This is a genomic window from Gammaproteobacteria bacterium (ex Lamellibrachia satsuma) (assembly GCA_019623805.1).
Classification (GTDB): domain Bacteria; phylum Pseudomonadota; class Gammaproteobacteria; order Chromatiales; family Chromatiaceae; genus QGON01.
Window position 1 is genome coordinate 3,965,473 of sequence record CP053680.1, and the last position, 20,397, is coordinate 3,985,869.

15 protein-coding genes are annotated in these 20,397 nt (G+C 51.6%); 1 reads left to right on the forward strand and 14 read right to left on the reverse strand.

Features of this window, described 5'->3' with window-relative positions; all coding sequences use genetic code 11:
* The 7 genes from phoB to HPY30_17125 all read right to left on the reverse strand — a co-directional run bounded on the left by phoB (position 1) and on the right by HPY30_17125 (position 6,334).
* Positions 1 to 690 carry a phosphate regulon transcriptional regulator PhoB gene (phoB, locus tag HPY30_17095; protein QYZ67548.1) on the reverse strand — a complete coding sequence of 230 codons (690 nt, stop codon included), beginning with the start codon at positions 688 to 690 and terminating at the stop codon, positions 1 to 3.
* Positions 691 to 704: 14 nt separating this feature from the next.
* Complete coding sequence (locus HPY30_17100) at positions 705 to 1,508, reverse strand: phosphate ABC transporter ATP-binding protein (protein QYZ67549.1); 804 nt, start codon at positions 1,506 to 1,508, stop codon at positions 705 to 707.
* Positions 1,509 to 1,565: 57 nt separating this feature from the next.
* A complete protein-coding gene (locus HPY30_17105) occupies positions 1,566 to 2,384 on the reverse strand; it encodes a phosphate ABC transporter ATP-binding protein (protein ID QYZ67550.1) in 819 nt (272 codons plus the stop codon).
* Positions 2,378 to 3,247: a phosphate ABC transporter permease PstA gene (pstA, locus tag HPY30_17110; GenBank protein QYZ67551.1), complete on the reverse strand. Its 870-nt coding sequence runs from the start codon at positions 3,245 to 3,247 to the stop codon at positions 2,378 to 2,380. The genes HPY30_17105 and pstA overlap by 7 nt, the downstream gene beginning before the upstream one ends.
* Positions 3,248 to 3,253: 6 nt before the next feature.
* Complete coding sequence (gene pstC / locus HPY30_17115) at positions 3,254 to 4,186, reverse strand: phosphate ABC transporter permease subunit PstC (protein ID QYZ67552.1); 933 nt, start codon at positions 4,184 to 4,186, stop codon at positions 3,254 to 3,256.
* Position 4,187: 1 nt separating this feature from the next.
* On the reverse strand, positions 4,188 to 5,264 hold the full coding sequence (locus tag HPY30_17120; protein ID QYZ67553.1) for a hypothetical protein: 1,077 nt from the start codon (positions 5,262 to 5,264) through the stop codon (positions 4,188 to 4,190).
* A gap of 188 nt (positions 5,265 to 5,452) precedes the next feature.
* Positions 5,453 to 6,334 (reverse strand): phosphate ABC transporter substrate-binding protein, encoded by an 882-nt coding sequence (locus tag HPY30_17125; GenBank protein ID QYZ67554.1) that lies wholly within the window; start codon positions 6,332 to 6,334, stop codon positions 5,453 to 5,455.
* Between the two features lie 247 nt (positions 6,335 to 6,581).
* On the opposite strand from HPY30_17125, the gene HPY30_17130 reads away from it, so the two are divergent.
* On the forward strand, positions 6,582 to 7,829 hold the full coding sequence (locus tag HPY30_17130; protein ID QYZ67555.1) for an HlyC/CorC family transporter: 1,248 nt from the start codon (positions 6,582 to 6,584) through the stop codon (positions 7,827 to 7,829).
* A gap of 130 nt (positions 7,830 to 7,959) precedes the next feature.
* On the opposite strand, the gene HPY30_17135 is transcribed toward HPY30_17130, so the two are convergent.
* The 7 genes from HPY30_17135 to HPY30_17165 all read right to left on the reverse strand — a co-directional run bounded on the left by HPY30_17135 (position 7,960) and on the right by HPY30_17165 (position 20,267).
* On the reverse strand, positions 7,960 to 9,768 hold the full coding sequence (locus HPY30_17135) for a Na/Pi cotransporter family protein (GenBank protein QYZ67556.1): 1,809 nt from the start codon (positions 9,766 to 9,768) through the stop codon (positions 7,960 to 7,962).
* Positions 9,765 to 10,247, reverse strand: coding sequence for a universal stress protein (locus HPY30_17140; protein QYZ67557.1), 483 nt, complete (start codon positions 10,245 to 10,247; stop codon positions 9,765 to 9,767). Before HPY30_17140 ends, HPY30_17135 begins: the two co-directional genes overlap by 4 nt.
* Positions 10,248 to 10,251: 4 nt before the next feature.
* A complete protein-coding gene (gene ppk1 / locus HPY30_17145; protein QYZ67558.1) occupies positions 10,252 to 12,462 on the reverse strand; it encodes a polyphosphate kinase 1 in 2,211 nt (736 codons plus the stop codon).
* Between the two features lie 104 nt (positions 12,463 to 12,566).
* Positions 12,567 to 13,838 carry a 2,3-bisphosphoglycerate-independent phosphoglycerate mutase gene (gene apgM, locus HPY30_17150; GenBank protein ID QYZ67559.1) on the reverse strand — a complete coding sequence of 424 codons (1,272 nt, stop codon included), beginning with the start codon at positions 13,836 to 13,838 and terminating at the stop codon, positions 12,567 to 12,569.
* Between the two features lie 2 nt (positions 13,839 to 13,840).
* The gene (locus HPY30_17155; GenBank protein QYZ67560.1) at positions 13,841 to 15,046 is read right to left on the reverse strand and encodes a hypothetical protein; all 1,206 of its coding nucleotides are present in this window, start codon (positions 15,044 to 15,046) and stop codon (positions 13,841 to 13,843) included.
* Between the two features lie 82 nt (positions 15,047 to 15,128).
* Complete coding sequence (locus HPY30_17160) at positions 15,129 to 18,524, reverse strand: PAS domain S-box protein (protein QYZ67561.1); 3,396 nt, start codon at positions 18,522 to 18,524, stop codon at positions 15,129 to 15,131.
* Positions 18,525 to 20,267: a fused response regulator/phosphatase gene (locus tag HPY30_17165; GenBank protein ID QYZ67562.1), complete on the reverse strand. Its 1,743-nt coding sequence runs from the start codon at positions 20,265 to 20,267 to the stop codon at positions 18,525 to 18,527.
* Between the last annotated feature and the right edge of the window lie 130 nt (positions 20,268 to 20,397).

The window sequence follows — 20,397 nt, forward strand, 5'->3', positions numbered from 1 at the left end:
TCAATCGGGCATCGAGGAGAATCGATAACCCACACTCCGCACGGTCTGCAGCATGGTGTCATGGCCTGAAGGGGAAAGCGCCTTTCTGAGGCGGCGGATATGGACGTCCACGGTTCGCTCCTCCACGTAGGTTTGGTCGTCCCAGACATGATCAAGAATCCTTGAGCGGCTGTAGGCCCGATCCTGATGGGACATGAAAAATAGCAGCAGTTTATACTCTGCGGGAGAGAGTTCCAGAGGTTTGTTTTGCACGGTAACCTGGTGTTTGGCCGGGTCGATACGCAATCCATTGCTCTCCAACGGTTTTTCATCACCACCTTTGTTGAAACGGCGCAGTACTGCCTTGATTCTTGCGATCAGTTCACGGGGGGAAAAAGGCTTGGTGACGTAGTCGTCCGCCCCGGCTTCGAGTCCATCCACCTTGTCCGATTCATCGGCACGGGCAGTAAGAATGATGAGGGGGATGTCGCGGGTTTCCGGTTTCTGTTTCAGTTCCCGGGTCAGTTCAAGACCGGAACGTCCGGGCAGCATCCAGTCCATCAATATCAGATCCGGCAGCGAATGGGTGAGCGACTGCCTGGCCTCCTGGGCATGCCCGGCCTCATCCACCTCGTAATTCGCCACTTCCAGTCCGAAGCGAATCATCTCCCGAATTTCCGCTTCGTCCTCTACGATCAATATTCTGGGCATGGCTTTTTATCGTATCAGCCGTAGCGGCCTTCAATATAGTCTGCAGTTTCTTTGTGACTTGGCGTGACGAATAAATCTTCAGTTGCCGTATGTTCGACCACTTTCCCCATCAACATAAAGATGCACTCTTCACTCGCACGCCGTGCCTGGGCCATGTTGTGAGTGACCATGAGGATAGTGTATTCGCCGCGCAGTTCCCAGATCAACTCCTCCACAGCAGCAGTGCCTTTTGGGTCGAGTGCGGAACAGGGCTCATCCATCAACAAGACGCTGGGCTTTACCGGGAGCAGACGGGCGATGCAGAGTTTTTGCTGCTCCTCAAGGGAAAGCTCCGTGGCCTTGATATCCAGACGATCCTTTACCTTGTCCCAGAGCAGGACCTGCTTCAGAGCGCCCTCGATGATTTCATCATGATCAGCACTGGAAGACTTCTTGCCCTTGTTATGGATCTTGTGTCCGAACAGGATGTTTTCCCGAATCGAGATCGGCAGCGGGTTCGGACGCTGGAAGACCATGCCGATCTGCTTGCGCACCTGGATCAGTTCGACCCCCGGATCATAGATGTTTTGCTCCATCACCTCTATTGTGCCCTCGGTGCGGACGTATCCCAAGCGCTCGTTGATCCGGTTGACGCTGCGCAGAAAGGTGGACTTTCCGCAACCGGAAGGGCCGATCATGGAGGTGATCAGGCCCTTGCGGATATTGAGATTGACGTCGAACAGCGCTTGAAAGGTGCCATACCAGAGATTGAGATTATCGGTATGGATGGCATATTCGGCGGATGAGTCGTTTATTACTTCGGCGGTGGCAGTGTTCATAGCTTGTTCTCGAAACTGAGCTGGAGTGAGGGGTCCGATAAAGTCATGTCTGGATATTTACCCAAACTTGCCTTCAATGTAATCCTGGGTCCTCTGGTCTTTCACCTCTCCAGTGAACAGGTCCTCGGTATCGCCGATCTCCACGCACTGGCCTTCCAGGAAAAAGGCAGTGCGGTCGGCCAGACGCCGGGCCTGCTGTACCAGGTTGGTCACCAGGATGATGGTCATCTCTGACTTCAACTCTTTCAATACATCCTCGATGCGCATGGTGGTGACCGGATCCACGGCGATGGAGAACTCATCCAGCATCAACACCTCAGGTTCCTGGGAGAGGGCGCGGGAGATGGTCAGACGCTGCTGCTGGCCACCGGAGAGCAGGCTGCCGAGGGAGTCCAGACGGTCCTTGACCTCGTCCCAGAGGGCGGCACGGGTCAGGCAGCGTTCTACGATCACATCAAGCTCCGCCTTATTATTGATACCGCGCAGACGGGGTGAGAGCGCCACATTTTCGTAGATGGTCAAGGGCAGTCCTACGGGGAGCGGAAAGACAACGCCGATACGGCTGCGCAGGGCATAGACATTTTTCAGTTTGCAGGTATCCAGCCCGTTGAACAGGACATCGCCCTCGACGCCCATATTTGAGTCGAAGGTGTTCATGCGGTTCAGAACCTTCAGAAACGAGGTCTTGCCTGCATTGGCGGGACCGATGATGCCGAAGATCTCGTGTTCCCGCACATCCAGCGAGACGTTACTCAGGGCCGGTACGTCGCCGTAGCTGATGGTAAGATCCCGGACTTCCATCTTGATTGAGGCTTTGGCCGGGTTTTCCACTGTGGAGGCGGATTCGCTCAGGGTTTGCTGGGTTGCGCTTACCATTTCTTTTTGCCTCTCAAATGCATACGGAAGGCGATTGAAACACTGTTCATAATCAACACCATGGCGATGAGCACCAGGGCCACGCCGTAGGGGAGTTCATCAGGGACGCCGGGGACCTGAGTGGCGACCACGAACAAGTGCAGGGACATGGCCATGGTCTGATCGAAGACGCTCTGGGGCAGGAAGGGCATGAAGAACACGGCTCCAGTAAACATGATCGGCGCCGTCTCCCCCGCAGTGCGTGAGACCTCGAGGATGATACCGGTCAGGACGCCGCTTATGGCGTTGGGCAGAACCACCCGGCGGATGGTCTGCCAGCGGGTGGCGCCCATATTCCAGCAAGCCTCCCGGAAGGCATGGGGGACTGATCGCAGGGATTCCCTGGTGGATACGATTATTATTGGTAGGGTCATCACGGCCAGGGTCAGGCTGGCAGCCAGGATACTGGTGCCAAAGCCGAAGAAAATCACGAAGGCTCCCACCCCGAACAGGGCATGCACGATAGAGGGTACGCCTGCCAGGTTGATGATAGCCAGCTGAATGATACGGGTAAAAGCATTATCCGGCGCATATTCATTCAGATAGATGGCTGCCGCCACCCCCAGAGGCACGGAGGCAATCAGCGCGACGGCGACGATCCAGATAGTGCCCAGCAGGGCTGGGAAAAGACCGCCTTCGGTCATGCCGTTGGTGGGGTCGGTGAACAGGAAGTCGATGGAAATGACGCCCCCACCTTTGTAGACCAGGGTGGCCAGGATGATGGCCACCGGTACGATCAGGATGATGGTCATCAGTATGAACAGGGTCTTGTAGAGGCTCTGGACCTTTTTGTTTCTTTTGTTGAGTTCGGATTCTGCAAACATCTTGATTTACCCTTTGCGCACGCCGCGGACGACCAGGTCTGCGGTCAGGTTGATCAGGAAGGTAACGACAAACAGGAAGATACCAATGGTGAACAGCACCTTGTAGTGTGGCGATCCAACGGCGGTTTCTCCCAGTTCGGCGGCGATGGTGGCTGTCAGGGCGCGAACCGAGTCGAACAGGCTACCCGGGATATTCACTGCGTGGCCGGTCGCCATGAGTACTGCCATGGTTTCGCCGAAGCCCCGGCCCACGCCGAGCAGCACTGCGCCGAGCAGGCCATTCTTGGCTGCCGGCAGGACGGTCTTGAAGATCACCTGCCAGCGAGTGGCCCCAAGCGCCTCCGCGGCCTCGCGGTAACGGTCGGGCACTGCCTTGAGCGCATCCTCTGCTATGGAGGTCATGATGGGTGCTGCCATCAGTCCCAGGATGATTCCTGCGTTGAGCACGTTGAGTCCTACCGGGACATCGAACACATCGATGATCAAAGGATTCATGATGGAGAGCCCGATGAAACCCCAGACTACGGAAGGAATAGCCGCCAGCAGCTCGACCAGGATCTTGAGGTACTCACGGGTCTTGCCGGTGGCGAATTCGCCGATATAAATAGCGGCTCCGAGTGAAAACGGGATGGCCACGATCATTGCCAGCCCGGTGACGCTGGCGGTACCCGCTGCCAGTGCCAGGATGCCGTACTCCGGGGCATCCTCATCGCTGGGTTCCCAGAATTCCGAGAAGAAGAACTCGCTGAAGGTGAAATCCTCCAGCAGAAAACCGAAGCCTTCCATGGTGATGAAGGTGAAGATGCCAAGGACAAAGATAATGGCGGAGATGCCTGCGATAAAGACCACTACCTGGACCAGTTTATCGAAATACCAGTCGAGATTGCGGCTGTCGAATTCCGCTGCTGTTGTTTGTTCTACCGGATTGACTGCAGACATGTCAGGAGGCCCCTTCGCCGCGCAGAAGTTCCATCAGATCCTTGACCTGCAGCGAGATTGCACGGTAAAGATTTTCGAAACCCTGTTCGTCACCGGCCTCAGGCACCGAACCCATATCCCATTCAAGGGCTGTGCAGTGGAAGGGGATCTCGGGCAGATAGGATGACACATCGCCTTCCAGGCTGACGATGACGTATTGGTCCGATATCGTGCGCTCTGTCAGGTCTGCCAGCGAGGATGGCTGTACGCCGCTCAGGTTTTGCCCCCGGTTTTCCAGGAAGGAGACCAGGCTGGGATTCAGACTGGCGGCGGGTTGGCGGCCCGCGCTCAGATATTCACCGCTGTCGGGGTAGTTCCTGCGAGCGATGGCTTCGGCCATCTGGCTTTTGCCGCCGTTGTCCTCGTCGAGGAACAGCACCTTGTAGACCTTGGGCGCCTTCTGTTCCCCCGTGCTGGCGAAAATCGCATCCTCGCACAGGTTTTTGGCCTGGTCCGCGACCCTTTTCAACTGGGTAAAAACCACGAAAACGGCCAGAATATCCTTTACCTTGCTGCGATCCTGGTTGGCCATCATTTCGGTATAGATGCTGTCCAGATTGTTTTCCATCTGGTCGGCCAACAGCTTGGTGCTTCTGCCCATCTCCGCGTTGAGATCGTTGAAGGCGCGGATGGACTGTCGCAACATCAGTTGGGTCTCGCTGGCCATCCGTTCAAGTTCCCTCGCCATGTTGCCCTCGGGCGGCTTGGACAACTGGGCGGCCTCGCGGGCGATGGTCACTGCATAGTCACCGATGCGTTCCAGTTCCATATTGACCCGGATGACCGAGGAGAGCAGGCGCAGATGGCCTCCGCTGGGAAGATGGATTGCGATAAACTTATGACAGATCTGGTCTATTTCGCGCATGGTCCTGTTGATCGGGAGATCGTTCAGGACGGTGGCATAAGCCAGTTTTGCATTGCCGGTCTGCAGGGCGTGTACTGCGTTGGTTACCGCAGCCTCGACCAGTTCTGCCTGCTTCTCCACGCGGTTGCGGATTTTATTGAGGTCATTTTCCAAACGTTCTTCAAGATGGGACATTTGCCGATACTCCGCGCTGGAGGAGAAAAATTGAGCATGTAGGATGTGGTGAGCCTGCGAACCGCATCGTTCGCGTGATTCCCCGACTCGCCTGATGCGGTTCGCAAGCTCACCAGCATCCTACACTCTGTTGTTTGCTGTATGACGGCAAGCGGGGCACAAGGCCCCACTCCTTCAGATCAGCCTGCTTAGTTGCAGCTTACGTTGCGGATCGGCGCATAACCCTTCTTCAGGAGAATGCACTGGCCTTTATCACTCTTGACCCAATCGAGATAGGTTCCGATTTCACCCGTAGGTTCGCCGTTGGTGTACATGAACAGGGGGCGTGCAACCGGGTAGCTGCGGTCGCTGGCGGTTGCGACGCTGGGGTTGACACAGTCATCGCCAGCTTTCTTGGAGATGCAGGCCATCTTTATGTGATCGGTGGCGTAAGCCAGACCGCTGTAGCCGATGGCACAGGGGGTCTTTTCGACCAGATCCACCACGTCCTTGGAACCGTGCATGTCCAGGGTGCCCTGACGGAACTTACCCTTCTTACCCAGAACCGCCTTCTTGAAATAGGCGTAGGTGCCGGAATTGTTCTGGCGGCTGACCACTACGATCTTGTCGCTCTTGCAACCAGGGACTTTCAGGCCGAGGTCAGACCATTTGATGGCATCTCCACCACGGCCGTATACGCGCTTCAACTGCTCGAAGGAGAGTGATTTGGCGGGATTGTCATGATGGATATAGACGGCCAGGGCGTCGTAGCCAACCACATGCTCCACCGGATGCTGCCCCTTTTTCTCGGCTGCCTTCACTTCCTTTGATTTCATCTTGCGGCTGGCGTTGGCGATATCCACGGTGCCGTTGATCATGGCAGCGATGCCGGTGCCGGAACCGCCGCCGGAGACCGCGAGCGCCACATCGGGTTTGACCTCGCGGTAGTGCTCGGCCCAGGCCTGAGCCACGTTGACCAGGGTGTCAGAACCCTTATTCTGAATCACGGTCCGATCGGCTGCAGCGGGCAGGCTCGCCAGCAGGGAGGTGGCGGCAAATGCCAGGGTGAACAGGTTTCTCTTTTTCATCATCAATCCTCTGGTATCGATATTTGAGAAACTTCCAAATGAATTCGGGCCACAAGACTGCCATCCCGCATTCGTTCAGAGGTTCCTTATTGCCCGGACACTATATGAAATAATTGTTACCGTAATATGACAGTGAGAAACTAATCTGCGGTTGAATGCAAAAAAAATATTGAATTTGGTTGTTTTTCACGGTCTTAGAACAGATAATTGCCCGAGGGTCCCGTCTGGGACGGGTATCAATAGGAATTTTGTGAACGATTTTCTAATGCTGTCGGCACTTCTGGTGCTTTCAGGCGTATTTTCGGGCTCGGAAACGGCTTTGGTCTCACTCTCGATGGCGCGAGCCGAGGCCTTATACAATGAGGGAAGACGTGGTGCCCACGCCCTCTATATTCTGAAAACAGACCCCAGCAGAATGCTGATCACCATCCTGATCGGCAACAATGTAGTCAATATTGCTGCTTCCGCCATGGCCACAGTGATTGCCACCGACCTGTTCGGTCATACTGGGCCCGGTATTGCTGTGGGTGTTTTGACGGTCCTGATTCTGATTTTTGGTGAGATCACGCCAAAAAGCATCGCTACCCGCTACTCAGAGACGATCTCGCTGATTGTTGCCCCACTGATGGTCGGTTTCATGCGGCTGATCTACCCGCTTGTCTGGACCTTCCTCCAGTTGACCAATGTGATTCAAGCCAGTACCAGGGCGAGTGAGGATCCTCTCGTCACCGAGTCTGAAGTCATCACCATGGTGGGACATGGAGAGGAGGAGGGTGTCATCGAGAAGGATGAACGGGAGATGATCGAGCGGGTCTTCAATTTTAATGACCTGAAGGCTGAGGATGTCATGACACCCAGGCAGCAGGTCTTTCGTCTATATGCAGGGCGTACCCTGAAGGATGTTCTTCCGGAGATCCTGAAGAATACTTACTCCCGTATCCCGCTTTTTGAGGATGACCCGGATGAGATTGTCGGCCTGGTGATGTTGCGCGAACTTTTTGAGGCGCTGGCAGCCGGCAAACTGGACATGACGATCAAGGAAATTGCCCATGAGCCCCTGTTTACGCCGGCGAATATTCAACTGGATGAACTGATCCTGACGCTACGAGGCAAGTCCCGTCATCAGGCCGTAGTGGTTGATGAACACGGCACCATGATCGGCGTTGTGAGTCTGGAGGATCTGCTGGAGGAGCTGGTTGGTGAGATTTACGACGAGTCCGACGAGCAGCCTGACGAACTGACGGAAATCAACGACGGGCGGGTACTGGTTGATGGTACTACCGAGTTACGTGTGATCGAAGGGTACTTCGGAATGGAGCTGCCCGGAAAGCCGACAGACACGGCCAACCGCTGGCTGCTGGACCATACTGAACGCATTCCTGATGTCGAGGAGCGATTCGAGTTGGACGGCTTGGAGGTAGTGGTGCAGGCTGGTTCGTCGCGGCGTATTCACCAGTTGGCTATACAAAAACTGCAAACGGAAAAAAAAGCCTCCTAATTCACCTGCCAGGCAAATAAGGCTGATAACAGGTTGGGTTCGTAGGCGTGAAGCGGTAGCGGATCAGGCAACATACTCGGCACAGCAAACGGCGTTCCACCGCTTCTGTAAGCCTGGATCTGCCTACAGATCACTCAGTCTCGACGATCAATGGATCGGCGACGCTCTCCTCGACAAGTTTTGCTATTCGCTTGGCGAAATAGTAGATGCGCCTGAGTTTCTCGATGATCTCGACTTCAAGGGTATAGGCTTGTAGGCGATTGGGTTCATCTGCCACCAGTCGAGTGGCTTGATGATTGGTCGCCGCATCAAACAACTGCTGTACAGTTGTCTTCATCCCGGTGACCTGGTCAGCTCGATTCGTGTCCTGTAGTTTAACGGCTTGCAGCGCAAGTTCGACAGCCCGAGATACCTGTGTGTGAAGATGATTCAGCATGCGTTGGGTTTCCGGACTTATCTGTAGATTTTCCTCGAGACGTTTGTAGCCTAAGCCCACTAAATCGGTTTCGATGAGGTCAGCGAGATTTTCCAGGTTGTTGATGGTGGACATCAGGTTCAAGACGGTTTCTGTCTGTTGTTGGTTGAGTCTTTCTCCGCTTAATTTACCCAGATAACCCACTATTTGTTCGTGAAGTACGTCGACCTTGTCGTCCATTTCGCCTATCTCTGCGAGCAGTTTGCGGTCTCCGCCAAGCAGGGCCGGCATGATCTGATTCAGCATTTCCCTGACCTGCTGTCCTGCACGGCCGATCTCCAGCCTGGCCATATCCAACGCCAGCGTTGGTGTTTCCAGAAGTTCATCATCGAGAAAACGGGGACGTGTGATCCGCTCCTCTTCCAAAGGTCTGTCTGGTACGAGTCTCTCCACAAGGCGGCCAAACGCGCCGATGAAACCGATAAAGATAAGCGTGTTGGCAATATTAAAGATGGTGTGGGCGTTTGCGATTTGGCGAGGTGTATCAGCAGCCAGTTTTGCCGTGCCTGTCAGTTCGTTGGAAGTGGGGGAGATAAGCAGAACCAGGTCGGCCAGATAGTCGATGAATGCAACCCAGAGCAGGACGCCCGCAATGTTGAAGATGACATGTACCAGAGCTGCGCGTATTGCTTCGCGTTTCTTGCCGATTGATGCAAGCATGGCTGTAACACAGGTACCGATGTTGGCTCCAAAGGCCAGTGCAATGCCTGCAGGCAGAGTGATGAATCCCTGACTTGCCATCACGATGACGATACCCGTTGTGGCTGAAGAAGACTGGATCAGTGCGGTGAAGACGGCTGCAATCAGAATGCCAATCAGCGGGTTTGCCATCGTTGCCATAAGATCGAGAAAAGGTTGATAACTGCGCAGGGGGAACATTGCGTCGCTCATCAGGCTCATGCCGAAAAAGATGAGGCCCAACCCCAGCAGCATATTGCCGTAGTGGCGGATCTTGTCCTGTTTGGAGAAGAACCACGCGCCAAAACCAAAGGCAACCATCAACAGCGCGTATTTGGTAACCTTGAAGGCGACGATCTGGGCGGTGATAGTAGTGCCGACATTGGCGCCCATGATGACACCGATCGACTGGGCCATCGACATCAGTCCGGCCGAGATAAAGCCCACCACCAGCACGGTTGTTACTGAGGATGATTGGATTATTGCGGTAACGAACGCACCTGTCAGAGCACCCATGAATCGATTTGTGGTCAGCCGGGCGAGTACGACCTTCATACGTTCACCAGCAACCAATTTCAGTGATCCGGCCATCTGTTCCATGCCAAACAGAAAGAGTGCAAGCCCACCTAGCAGACGGATGGACATGTCCCACCAGTTCGGTTCGGTGAGGAGATCATTGGCGGCAAAAGCCGGTATAAAGAGGATCAGGAGCAGCAGTCCCACCCCGAGTTGTTGGATGCTGTTTGGTTCAAACAGCCAACTGGAAAGGGGTCTGGTAAATTTCATTCTTTGACGATTGTGACCGGGATAGGACAGAGTTTAATGACCTGTTCGGCCTTTGAGCCCATGAGAATGTTTTTGAGCCCACTGCGGCCTTTGTTTCCCATGACCAGCAGTTGAGGTTGAAGCTTTTCGACCACCTGAAGAATCTTGGTGACTGTCAGGCCGGATACCAACATGACATCAGCTTTTTTGATCGTGCTTTTGAGTTCCGGGTTCTCTTTAATGAGTTTGGCCAGGAACTCATCCATCATCTCTTCAGCAATCTCTTCCAGGCGCTTGAGGATCTTTTTCCCTCCCTTGATCTTCTTGGGTGCATAGTAGCCAGGAGAGCTTGCCAAATCGTGTACCACATGCAGGATGGTGAGATTGGTACCGATGCACTTAGACATATTCGCCGCATATTTCAAGGCGGCCATTGCGTGGGGAGAGAAGTCGATGGCGACCAGAACATTCTGTCGCATTTTGTCCTGTGATTCAGCCATGAGGTTAACTGTTTTTCAGTCGATACTGAAAATGATTCACAAGTTTTTCACGCATCCGTTTCTCTTTGTGTCTCTTTGCTGCCGCAAGGCGGCGTTTGGCAACTCCGATAAGGGTTTCCTGAGCATTGAGTGATTTTTCGTTGTCGGCAGGCTTGCGCTGTACATAGTTGCCGTCGGCCAGCATGTCCCAGGCGGAACGCTGGTCACTGAGCTGCACATCAAGGATCAGCCTTAACTCCTGTCGCAGGGCGGAGGCCTCAACGGGAATCAGTACCTCCACCCGACTCTCAAGATTACGGTGCATGAGATCTGCAGAGCCGATGAAGTACTCTTCGTTGCCGCCATTTTGGAAATAGGTGATTCGTGAATGTTCCAGAAAACGTCCCACTATGCTGATCACTTTGGCTGATTCGCTCAGTCCCGGAATACCGGGCCTCAGTCTGCAAGTGTTGCGTACAATGAGGTCAACCCTTACACCCGTTGTGGTTGCTTTATAGAGGGCTTTGACGATGTCGGCGTCCTCCAGGGCATTCATCTTCATCTGGATCAGCCCCGGCTGCTCTGCCGAGTGCAGGCTGGTTTCCCGGTCGATCTTTTTCAACAACATCTTTTTCAGGGAGTAGGGGGCGGCGAGGATCTTGCGGTAACTCGGAGGTGGGGAGTAACCAGTAAGGTAGTTGAAAAGTTCCGTGAGGTCCTGGCCTACATCCTTGTCGCAGCCAAGAACACCCAGATCGGTATAGAGGCGCGCAGTGCCGGCATGGTAGTTGCCGGTGCCAACGTGGTAGTAGCGGCGCAGTTTTGCGTAGTCACGCCGCACAACCAGGATCAATTTACTGTGGGTCTTCAGACCGATGACGCCGTAGGTGACGTGAATGCCTGCCTGCTCAAGCCGACGGGCCCAGCGGATATTGGCAGCCTCATCGAAGCGGGCCATGAGCTCGACCAGTACAGCCACCTGTTTACCGTTGCGGGCGGCCTGAATCAAGGAGTTGAGAATGTTTCCCTCTCCAGAGGTGCGGTAGAGGGTCATTTTGATCGCCAGGACCTTGGGGTCTTCTGCTGCATTCCTCAGGAACCGCTCAACTGTAGTGTTGAATGATTCGTAGGGGTGTTGCAGCAGTAACGGCCCCTGGTCACGAATGATGTGAAAGATGTTTCGCCGGTCATGGGCAAGCTGTGGATGATCCACCACGTGGTGTGGAGGATCCCTTAGATCGGGGATGTTTAGCGATGCCAGCTCAAAGAGATCCCGGGTGGCAATCATACTGTCGATCTCAAAGACGTCCTGCTCCTCGTCCAGCCCCAGTTCTGCGGCCAGCATTCCCCTATGGGTCGGGTTCATGCCCTTGGAGACTTCGAGGCGAACAATGGGGGCAAAATGGCGTTCTCGCAGCTCTATCTCGATCATCTCCAGCAGATCGCTGGCAACCTCTTCATCCCGCTCTACATTGGCGTTGCGGGTGATACGGAAAGATTCACAAGACTCGATCTCCATCCCCGGAAACAGCATGTCGAGGTTGTTCGCTACCAGATCGTCCAGGGTTATGAAAGTGTGTTGTTCATCAACCTGAATCATTCGCGGTGATACCTTTTTACCCACCGGCACTTTGATACGTGCCATATAGAGTTCATGTCCGCCGGGAAAACGCAGTGTTACCAGAAGGTTGAGGGTGAGGTTGGAGATAAAAGGGAAAGGGTGGCTTGGATCCATCGCCAACGGGGTCAGCATGGGAAAAATATTCTGCCGAAAATGCTCCCGCAGCTTCGCCTGTTGTGAGCTGTCGAGCGCCTTATAGGTGGTGATCAGAATATTGTTTTCGGCTAGCAGGCCGTTGACTTCAATATACATGCGCTGCCGCTCAACCTGCATCTCCCGGATGACTTCCAGGCACTCATTCAGTTGTTCGGCAGGCGCTCTGCCGTCCACGCTGGGTTTGGTGACACCTGCTGCAATCTGTTGTTTCAGACCGCCGACACGTTTCATGAAAAACTCATCAAGGTTGCTGCTGACGATGGCAAGAAATTTGACCCGCTCCAACAGCGGGGTGCGTGGATCGTCGGCTTCGTGAAGCACCCGGCGGTTGAATGAAAGCCAGGTCAACTCCCGGTTCAGATAGAGCCCTGGCTGGTCGAGATTGGCGTCGTCGATAGTCGCTGCGGCGTCATTGTCAGCGGAAATCGCCTGAAGAAGATGCTGTTTGATTTGAGACATATCGGGTGCGTGCAATGGTATGTTTGATTAATCAGCTACCCGCTAGTATAGCTTCAAGTCAGTGGTCGTGGAGAAAGCAAAAACGCTGCGAAATGGCAGACGGGTCAGAAATAGAAACGGACTTCGTTTGAACGGAGATTGTGCATGACATTCATCTGGTCGAGGAGGGTGGCCAGAAAGGCGGTAGCCGTGATCCTGCCCAGCCCGCCTTGCGCGCATTCCCTCTCTCCAAATCGGGTCACACCATCGACTCGCCCATGAGACGAGCTTATCAGTGCCGGTAGTGGGTCACCTGTGTGCCTGCCACTGTTACTGTCAGTTGAGTGATCGCCGGTAATTCCAATCACGATCTCTTCATCCAACAGCGGGGAAAGAGATCTGTCGACACGCTCGATCATCTTCATTTTTCCAACGGGATCCAGGTCATGAGAGCAGATGTCAGGCCCCTTGATATGTAGAAATACCAAGTCGTACTCTCTTAGCGCTTTCAGCGTGCACTCCACCTTGGCGTCTATGTCGGTATCCGGGAGCGAGGAGAAACGGTCATCACGTAACGTCTGGTACCCCAGTAGGTTGGCCAATCCCAGAATGGTCTCTTCACCCGCAATTACTGCCGCATTAAGGCCCAAATGCTTGACCAGCGATGGCAGGGCGGAAACGGTACCCGGGCTTCTGCAGATGATGCCGTTGGCCACCGGTTTGTTCTCTTCACGGCGCTGATTGTTGACCGGGTGGTTGTCGAGGATCTCGAATGCCTGCTCAGTAAAGCGGTTGATCGCTCCGGCTGTGATGACAGCAACGCTATCCGTTGGATCAAGGGCTTCGCAGTGGCGGAGTCCGAGAGACTCATAGCGGTGGCCGGAATCAGTGTCGGAAATCCGGGAAGAGAAGATCTGTCCGGTAAGTTTCAGTACAGCCCGATGCTGGGTTGCCGGATGTAAAATGGCGGTGATTCCATTGCCCAGGTCAAGGTTACCCAGTGCGGCGGCAAGTTCATCAGTCCCTGATTGAATACGGCCAGCGCGGCGGTCCAGAATATCAAAGCCACCGGAATGCCTGGAAAGCGTGGCGAAGTTACACCGCAGCAGCAGGTCGCCTGGCTGACTGGATAAACCTATGCCGGCCGCCTCTACCGGTCCGCGTGAGAGTCTTATGGCTTCTGCGACGGGCAGACCGAGCAACAGACTTGTGCCGGTATGAGTGCCGACCGGCAAGCCAGGTAAAAGCGGGTCGACCAGGCTGCATTGACCGGACGCAAGTAGCTGGTCCATATTGGGGGTAGCAGACTGCTCCAGCGGCGTATGGTTGCCGAAGGCGGGAATAGGGCGGTCACCAACGCCGTCCAGTATGATCATCAAACCTTTGTATTGCCGCACGTTTACACCGTTTTATCGGATCGTTGAGCGAAAACGCTTTTTACGCTTGCATCGCAATTTTCTGACAAAGCATCGATGATCGTTCGCATGATCCGGTTGGTTGCTTTATCTTTATCATCATTATTGATGATGGGTGTTCCTGATAGATCAGATTCTGAGAGCAGGAATGACTGAAGCGACCAGATTGAATCAAATTCTGAGAGATATTTCTGACTGCCGCGGGCAGGCGCTGATATCCCTCTACCACTCAGTTGTCGCTTCAGTTGATCCGGCTTAATAACGGCGAGCATGATGGGGACAATGACTGCATTGCTATTATCAGAAATTTTCCCTACCAGCGCTGGATGTACATGAATCCCCTCAAGGATAAGTGAAACCCGTTCACGCAAAGCGCGTTGAATGACAGCTTCGCATGGGACCGATAACAATTCAGTCTGGTTGAGATATCCAGAAATCATCAGACTTTCGTTACCTTCTGTTTGCTCGTTTTGTCCGGGCAGGAGTCGCCAGGCATTAAAAGATGAAGTGTGCAGTATGGGGAGCAGGCGTTCGGGAATCATCATCCGCATTACCTCCCGTAACATATCCGTCGACTGCGTGCGAACGATGCCAAGTCTGTGAGCTACCTCGGTAGCAATGGTGCTTTTCCCACATCCAGTTGTACCGCCCAACAGAAGAATCAGAGGGCGCCCGCTATGTGTGTAGTCTACCCAAACCATATAACGCCTGGCCGCTTCGGTACCAAAATTGTTTTTCAGCTCACTATAGGTCAGCATGCCCAACTCGCTTGAGTCGATCTTATATCTACCGTCGTCAATCAATTGCTGGTAGATCTCTTGAGAGATGGATGCGGATTTTTCGGCAGAGAGGCCGGTCGATTCCAGGCAGCGTTGGTGGTCCGAGATAGAAAACGGATTAGTCTGTCCCTGATGGTCTCTGACCTGTATGGTTACGCGTCCCCGGTCTGAATTTTCATAGTTCTCCAGTACCTCTGAAAACCCCATTTTTTTCAGTAGCTTGCTGACTCGCTGGCGAAGAGATAAAGTAGTGACCTCAGACTCGTTGGAGATATCATCTCTAACATTGGATGCAAGTTTATAGGCCTGTTCGAAGGTCAATCCTGCCTCACTTAACGAACGTGTGAGAATGCCTCTGAGAAAAGGAATTCTGGTGCCTTCAGATGAATCGATGATGATGACTTTTGCCATGTGTTGCCGGCATCCCTCTTATTTATTCTTTACACGTAACTGCAAGATTATAACTTAGACCAGGCCTGATACGAATATTGGGTCAGTAGGCGCTGATGATCTCATTCAATCTCTCTTTAACTTTTTGAGCCTCGGCGTCCAGTTGCGGCAAGCGGTCTTGGGTCTTGGTGAGCTTTTCCTCAGCAGCGTCCTGTTCCATATCCTGGGCAATCTTGGCAAGCCCCACCGCACCTACATTATTACTGGCTGATTTTAGACTATGCATGATACGTCTCACCTCTGCGTGATTTTTATTTTCAAGTGCACTGGGGAGGATAGCCCTCAAACTTGAAAAACTATCGAAAAAAGCAGGGAACAGTTCTATGTAGTCATCGCCCATGAGTTCCTTCATGGAGGAGAGGCGGGCTTCATCAATGATTGTTCGTGGACTGAGGTCAACGGGTGCAAGGGGTTGGGAGTCCAATATGTCGGATGGCTGTGATGAGGGCTTGTTAAGCCATTTATCAAGGATTGCAACCAATTCTGCCCACTCAAAGGGTTTTCCGAGAAAGTCATCCATTCCAGAAGCGATACAGCGTTGTTTTTCAGTTTCTATCTGGTTTGCGGTGAGTGCAATGATGGGCAGTCGATGGTTGACGTTTTTCTCCCGTTTTCGAAGCTCGATGGTGGTTTCATAACCATCGAGTTTTGGCATTTGGCAGTCCATGAATACAAGATCATAATTTGATTCAGAAATACGTTCCAGTGCGGTGAGTCCATTGTCGGCAATGTCCACCTCAAGTCCAAACTTGCGCATTACGATACTAGCGACCTTTTGATTCGCAATGACATCTTCGACGAGCAGTACTTTTGCGTTAAATCGTACCTCTTTGGATACCGTGTTTGGATGACTCTCTTCAATATTATGGCGTGTGATAATTGAAGCGTTTGATTTGTCCAATGAAAGGGCCAGGACGCTCTCGAGAGTCTCTTTTAATAGGTTAGAATGGGCGGGCTTTACCAGATAAGCAGCAAAACCCTTATTTTCAAAAAACTTTGCGTCTCCCCTGGTGCCGGACGATGTTAATAGAACAAGCGGTGTTTTCAAATATTCATCCAGTCCACTAATATCTGCTGCGAGTGACTCTTCACTGGTTTTTTCGAAGTTACTGTCGAGTAAAATAATATGGTAGTGTCGATTATTGGTCAGTGATTTATCGATGAGATTTAGTGCCTCTTCCCGAGACGAAGCTGTATCGATATTTATGCCATAGCGAATGATTTGGTCATGGTAGACTCTAAGGTTAAGCCTGTTCTCATCAACAACCAGGGCGCGTGTGCCATGCAAATCAGCATGAGGCAATATTTCAGGGGGTTGAGATGCTGGAAGTGATAGGTCAAACCAAAATGTAGATCCTTTTCCGGGTGTGCTCTCAAGGCCAATGCTGCCACCCATCAATTCAACAAGCTGTTTGCAGATGGACAATCCAAGCCCTGTTCCACCATATTTTCTGGTAGTTGAGCTGTCTGCCTGGGTAAATGACTTGAACAGTTTTCTTTGCTGATTTTCACTGATGCCGATACCGGTGTCTTCGATCATTATACGAAAATGTTCATGTTCAGTGTCGGTCTGTATGAATCTTACTGAAATGGCTACGTGCCCAGAGGATGTGAATTTAATAGCATTGCCGGTAAGATTTGTGATGATTTGTCTGATTCTGCCTGCATCCCCTGTAACCTGCCTGGGAATATCGATGGGATAATCAATTATCAGCTCTATCCCCTTGCTGGATGCAGTTGTACTGAGCAGGCGAACCACGTCATGTATCGCTCTCTCCAAATCGAAAGAGATCAATTCAAACTCAATCTTTCCAGCCTCGGCCTTGGAATAGTCGAGAATATCGTTAATTATTTTTAGCAGTGAGTTTCCGGATTGATGGATGATCCCGAGAAACTCTTGCTGTTCATTGTCCAAAGCAGTGTCTTTTAGTAACTCGGTCATGCCGAGTACACCATTCATGGGTGTGCGGATTTCATGGCTCATCATAGCCAGAAACTCCGATTTTGCCATGGCAGCATCTTCCGCAATGTTTTTTGCTTTGATTAATTCTTCTTCTGCCCGTTTTCTATCTGAAATGTCTCTCATAACCATGGAATAGTACTGGGTTCCACTTTTTGACTCATCGTGCAGAATGATCAGCTGTGAGACTGTGATAATTTCTCCATCTATTGATATCAGGCTGGTCTCGCCGGTCCAGGTTCTACTCATAAAAGCAGTTGGCACACCCTCGTTGAGCACACGATCGATTTCCGAAGCGGGAAACATTCCTGCAAGACTTTTATCTTCCAGGCTTTCCGTAATTCCGTAGCCCATGATTTGACGTCCAGCTGCATTCATGAAAAGAATGTTGCCTTCCAACGTGAACACCGCAATAAAATCTGTTGAGTTCTGAATAATTTCCGTGAGTCGCTTTTGATCCTCTTCGGCATGCAGTCTCTCAGTAATATCCATCAAAAATGAGGAGACGCCTGTTCTGATATTGTTTAATCCCAAAAGAGGCGTATTATACCATTCGCAGATGCGCTTCTTACCATCTTTCCTCTTAATTTCAAGTGTGTCATAGCTAGACTGATTTGATTCAAATAGGCTATTCCAGTCGTTTGTGGAGTCTCCTTCAACAGATTCAGCAGATGGAAAAAGATCCTTGATATGTTTGTTAATTGCCTCGTCTTTCGTGTAGCCAAACAGTGATTCAGCACTGGGATTCCACTGCGTTATAACCCCGTCCTGCGTCCACTCAATGGCGGCAAGCGGCGTTTCATGAATGTGATGGGATAGTTTTTGCTCAGATCTTTTCCATCTTTCCTCTCTGCTTGAACTTTCAAATCTAAGTGTAATATTTTGTAGGATAACTTTATTAATGTGCTTGGAGAGACTGAGAAGAAGAATCAACAATAACCCGACCAGTAAGCCAGGTGACCAACCAGTTTGTTCGGCATTTATAATAAAACGGAAACTAATCGGCGCGAGAGTCAGGAATAGGAATCCACTTGCGATTGTATTTATTGCAGATTGCGATGATATACCGACTGCTGCAATCCCGATAAGAAGAAAACCTATCATGGTTTGATAGGCAAAGTTATCTTCAGGAAATAGAAATATTGCAATGCTTCCCCATGTAAATGCTGCCATCAAAGTGCTTGCAGCATAACGAAACCTCCAGGTTTTCAGGTTTCCGGAAATTGGCAGGGATTTGAAATACCTCTTGTAGATCAGCCACCTGGTGAGTACGATGATGTTCATCGAACATACCCACGCTACTACCGTCGTTCTATTGCTGAAATCCCATAAAAGAAAGGCTGTTAGAATAGTGGCGACAATAGTCGCAAGCAATGAATTAGGCAGACTCTCAAAGAGGATCTTTAATTGCTCTTGCGCGATCAGATCTCTGTTTTCAGCAGATTCAGGCTCATGTTTATAGGGCTTTGTATTGTTCATTCATTCTTGCCATACATAGATGACTTCAGCTTTGTTTCCAGGTTTTTCATATTTGATTGATTCGCAGAGGCCTTGAACAAGCTGGATTCCCCGGCCACTGAGTTTTAATGATGCAGACTCATCTGTTGACTGCTTGTTTAAAAAGTTGAAACCAATACCGCTATCTTCAATTTGTATTACCATCTTTCCACCCTGTTCAAACGGGTGAATGTGCAAACCTATTCTGATGAAACCGTCTTTGAGTTCGTTTAAAAGTCGCTCTCTCTCTTCGAAGTAGCGGGTAAATCCTTCTGGCCCGGTTTTTATGTTCGAGTCCAGGCCAAGCACGCCATGGTCCAGGGCATTGACAAAAAGCTCTGTCAGGATAGTGAAGAGTGGGCGTCTATGCTCATGAAGACCAACCATCTCTTGTATGTAGTTGATAAGCATTGGGACTGGGTCTGCCTGCCTCAGTTGGCTACCACGAAGCGTGATATGAAATTCCACGCTGTCTGATTCATGTTCCTGAGAAGGGTTGTCTGACGTCTGTTTTATATTGTCGTTATGTAGACTGTCGAGATCCCATGCAGGAAGTAGTTCCGGTATAAGAGGTATCTCGGCAAGGCTTATGTCGTCATCCTGGGGAGCATCCAGACAAAAATCTTCCAGGATGCGGGAAACGGTATTTAGAATGTAGTCGTCGTCATAACTATGGGTAATGGAATTTTCCAGTCTTTCTATTCCAAAATATTCACCACCAGGATTTCTTGCCTCTGAAACGCCGTCAGTTGCCAAAAGCACATGGTCATTGTGTTGGGTTCTTATGTGCACCGCTGCATCGTGAAAATCGATTTCGGATGTGATCCCGAGTGGAAGGCTACGCGAGGAAATGCGATGTTTGATAACCCTGGTCTTTCCGTCGAGTAGAAAAAAATCCGGCATGCCGCAATTGAAGGCGGTGATATGGTCCAGGGTATTGCTTATTTTGACGAACTGGGCAGCCAGAAACATTCCTGTCGGCAGAAGAGAGTTGAGTTTATTGTTAATGCCTTGAAGAATTTGTTGTGGAGAAAAACCTTTTGCCGTCATCGATCGGAAAACTTCCGATGCTGGCAGTGCGCCAAGGGCAGCGGCCAGACCATGGCCAGTAAAATCGCCCATGAGTACGTGCAGGTCATGGGATGGGGCATAGGCAGTCAGCAGGATATCACCACTGAAAATGCTTGCTGGGCGTACGAGTTGACGTATGTGGTCGAGTGCTACGTTTCCGGCAATAACAGCACCGCTGAAGACCTCTTCGGCAATCTCTTCATCCCGATGCATTCGGCTGTAAAGAGTGATGACGTCGTGATGAAGCTCTTGAATCCGCTCCATGGCTTTGATTTTGGCAGCGAGTACTATATGGCTGAACGGTTTTGTCAGAAAATCATCCCCCCCGACCTCGATACAACGCGAGAGTGCTGATTCGTCCGTCATGGCAGTAAGGAATATTACCGGAATGAACTTTTCACCAGCAGACTCTTTAATCTTTTCGGTGGCGATATAGCCGTCCATAACCGGCATCATGATATCCATGAACACAATGTCGATTGACTCTCTCTCGAAAAGCTCAACGGCCTCTGCCCCATTCTCAGCCATAGATACTTCGTAGCCGAGTTTCTTCAGCAAAGCCTTCAGAATTACCCTATTGGATAGTTCATCGTCCGCGATTAAGGCCCGGCCGATGGCTTTGCTTGTCCGAAGGTTTGTTTGTGTTGCTGACATGGTTTTTTGGAATCTGCCAATTTGTAGTGTTGTGGTTGTTCACAAAACTGTAGCGGCAGCGTAAAGGGAAACTTAATCCTTGACGGAAAACTATTTGAACAGGATGATTCTGTCATCATAAGTTGCTGGG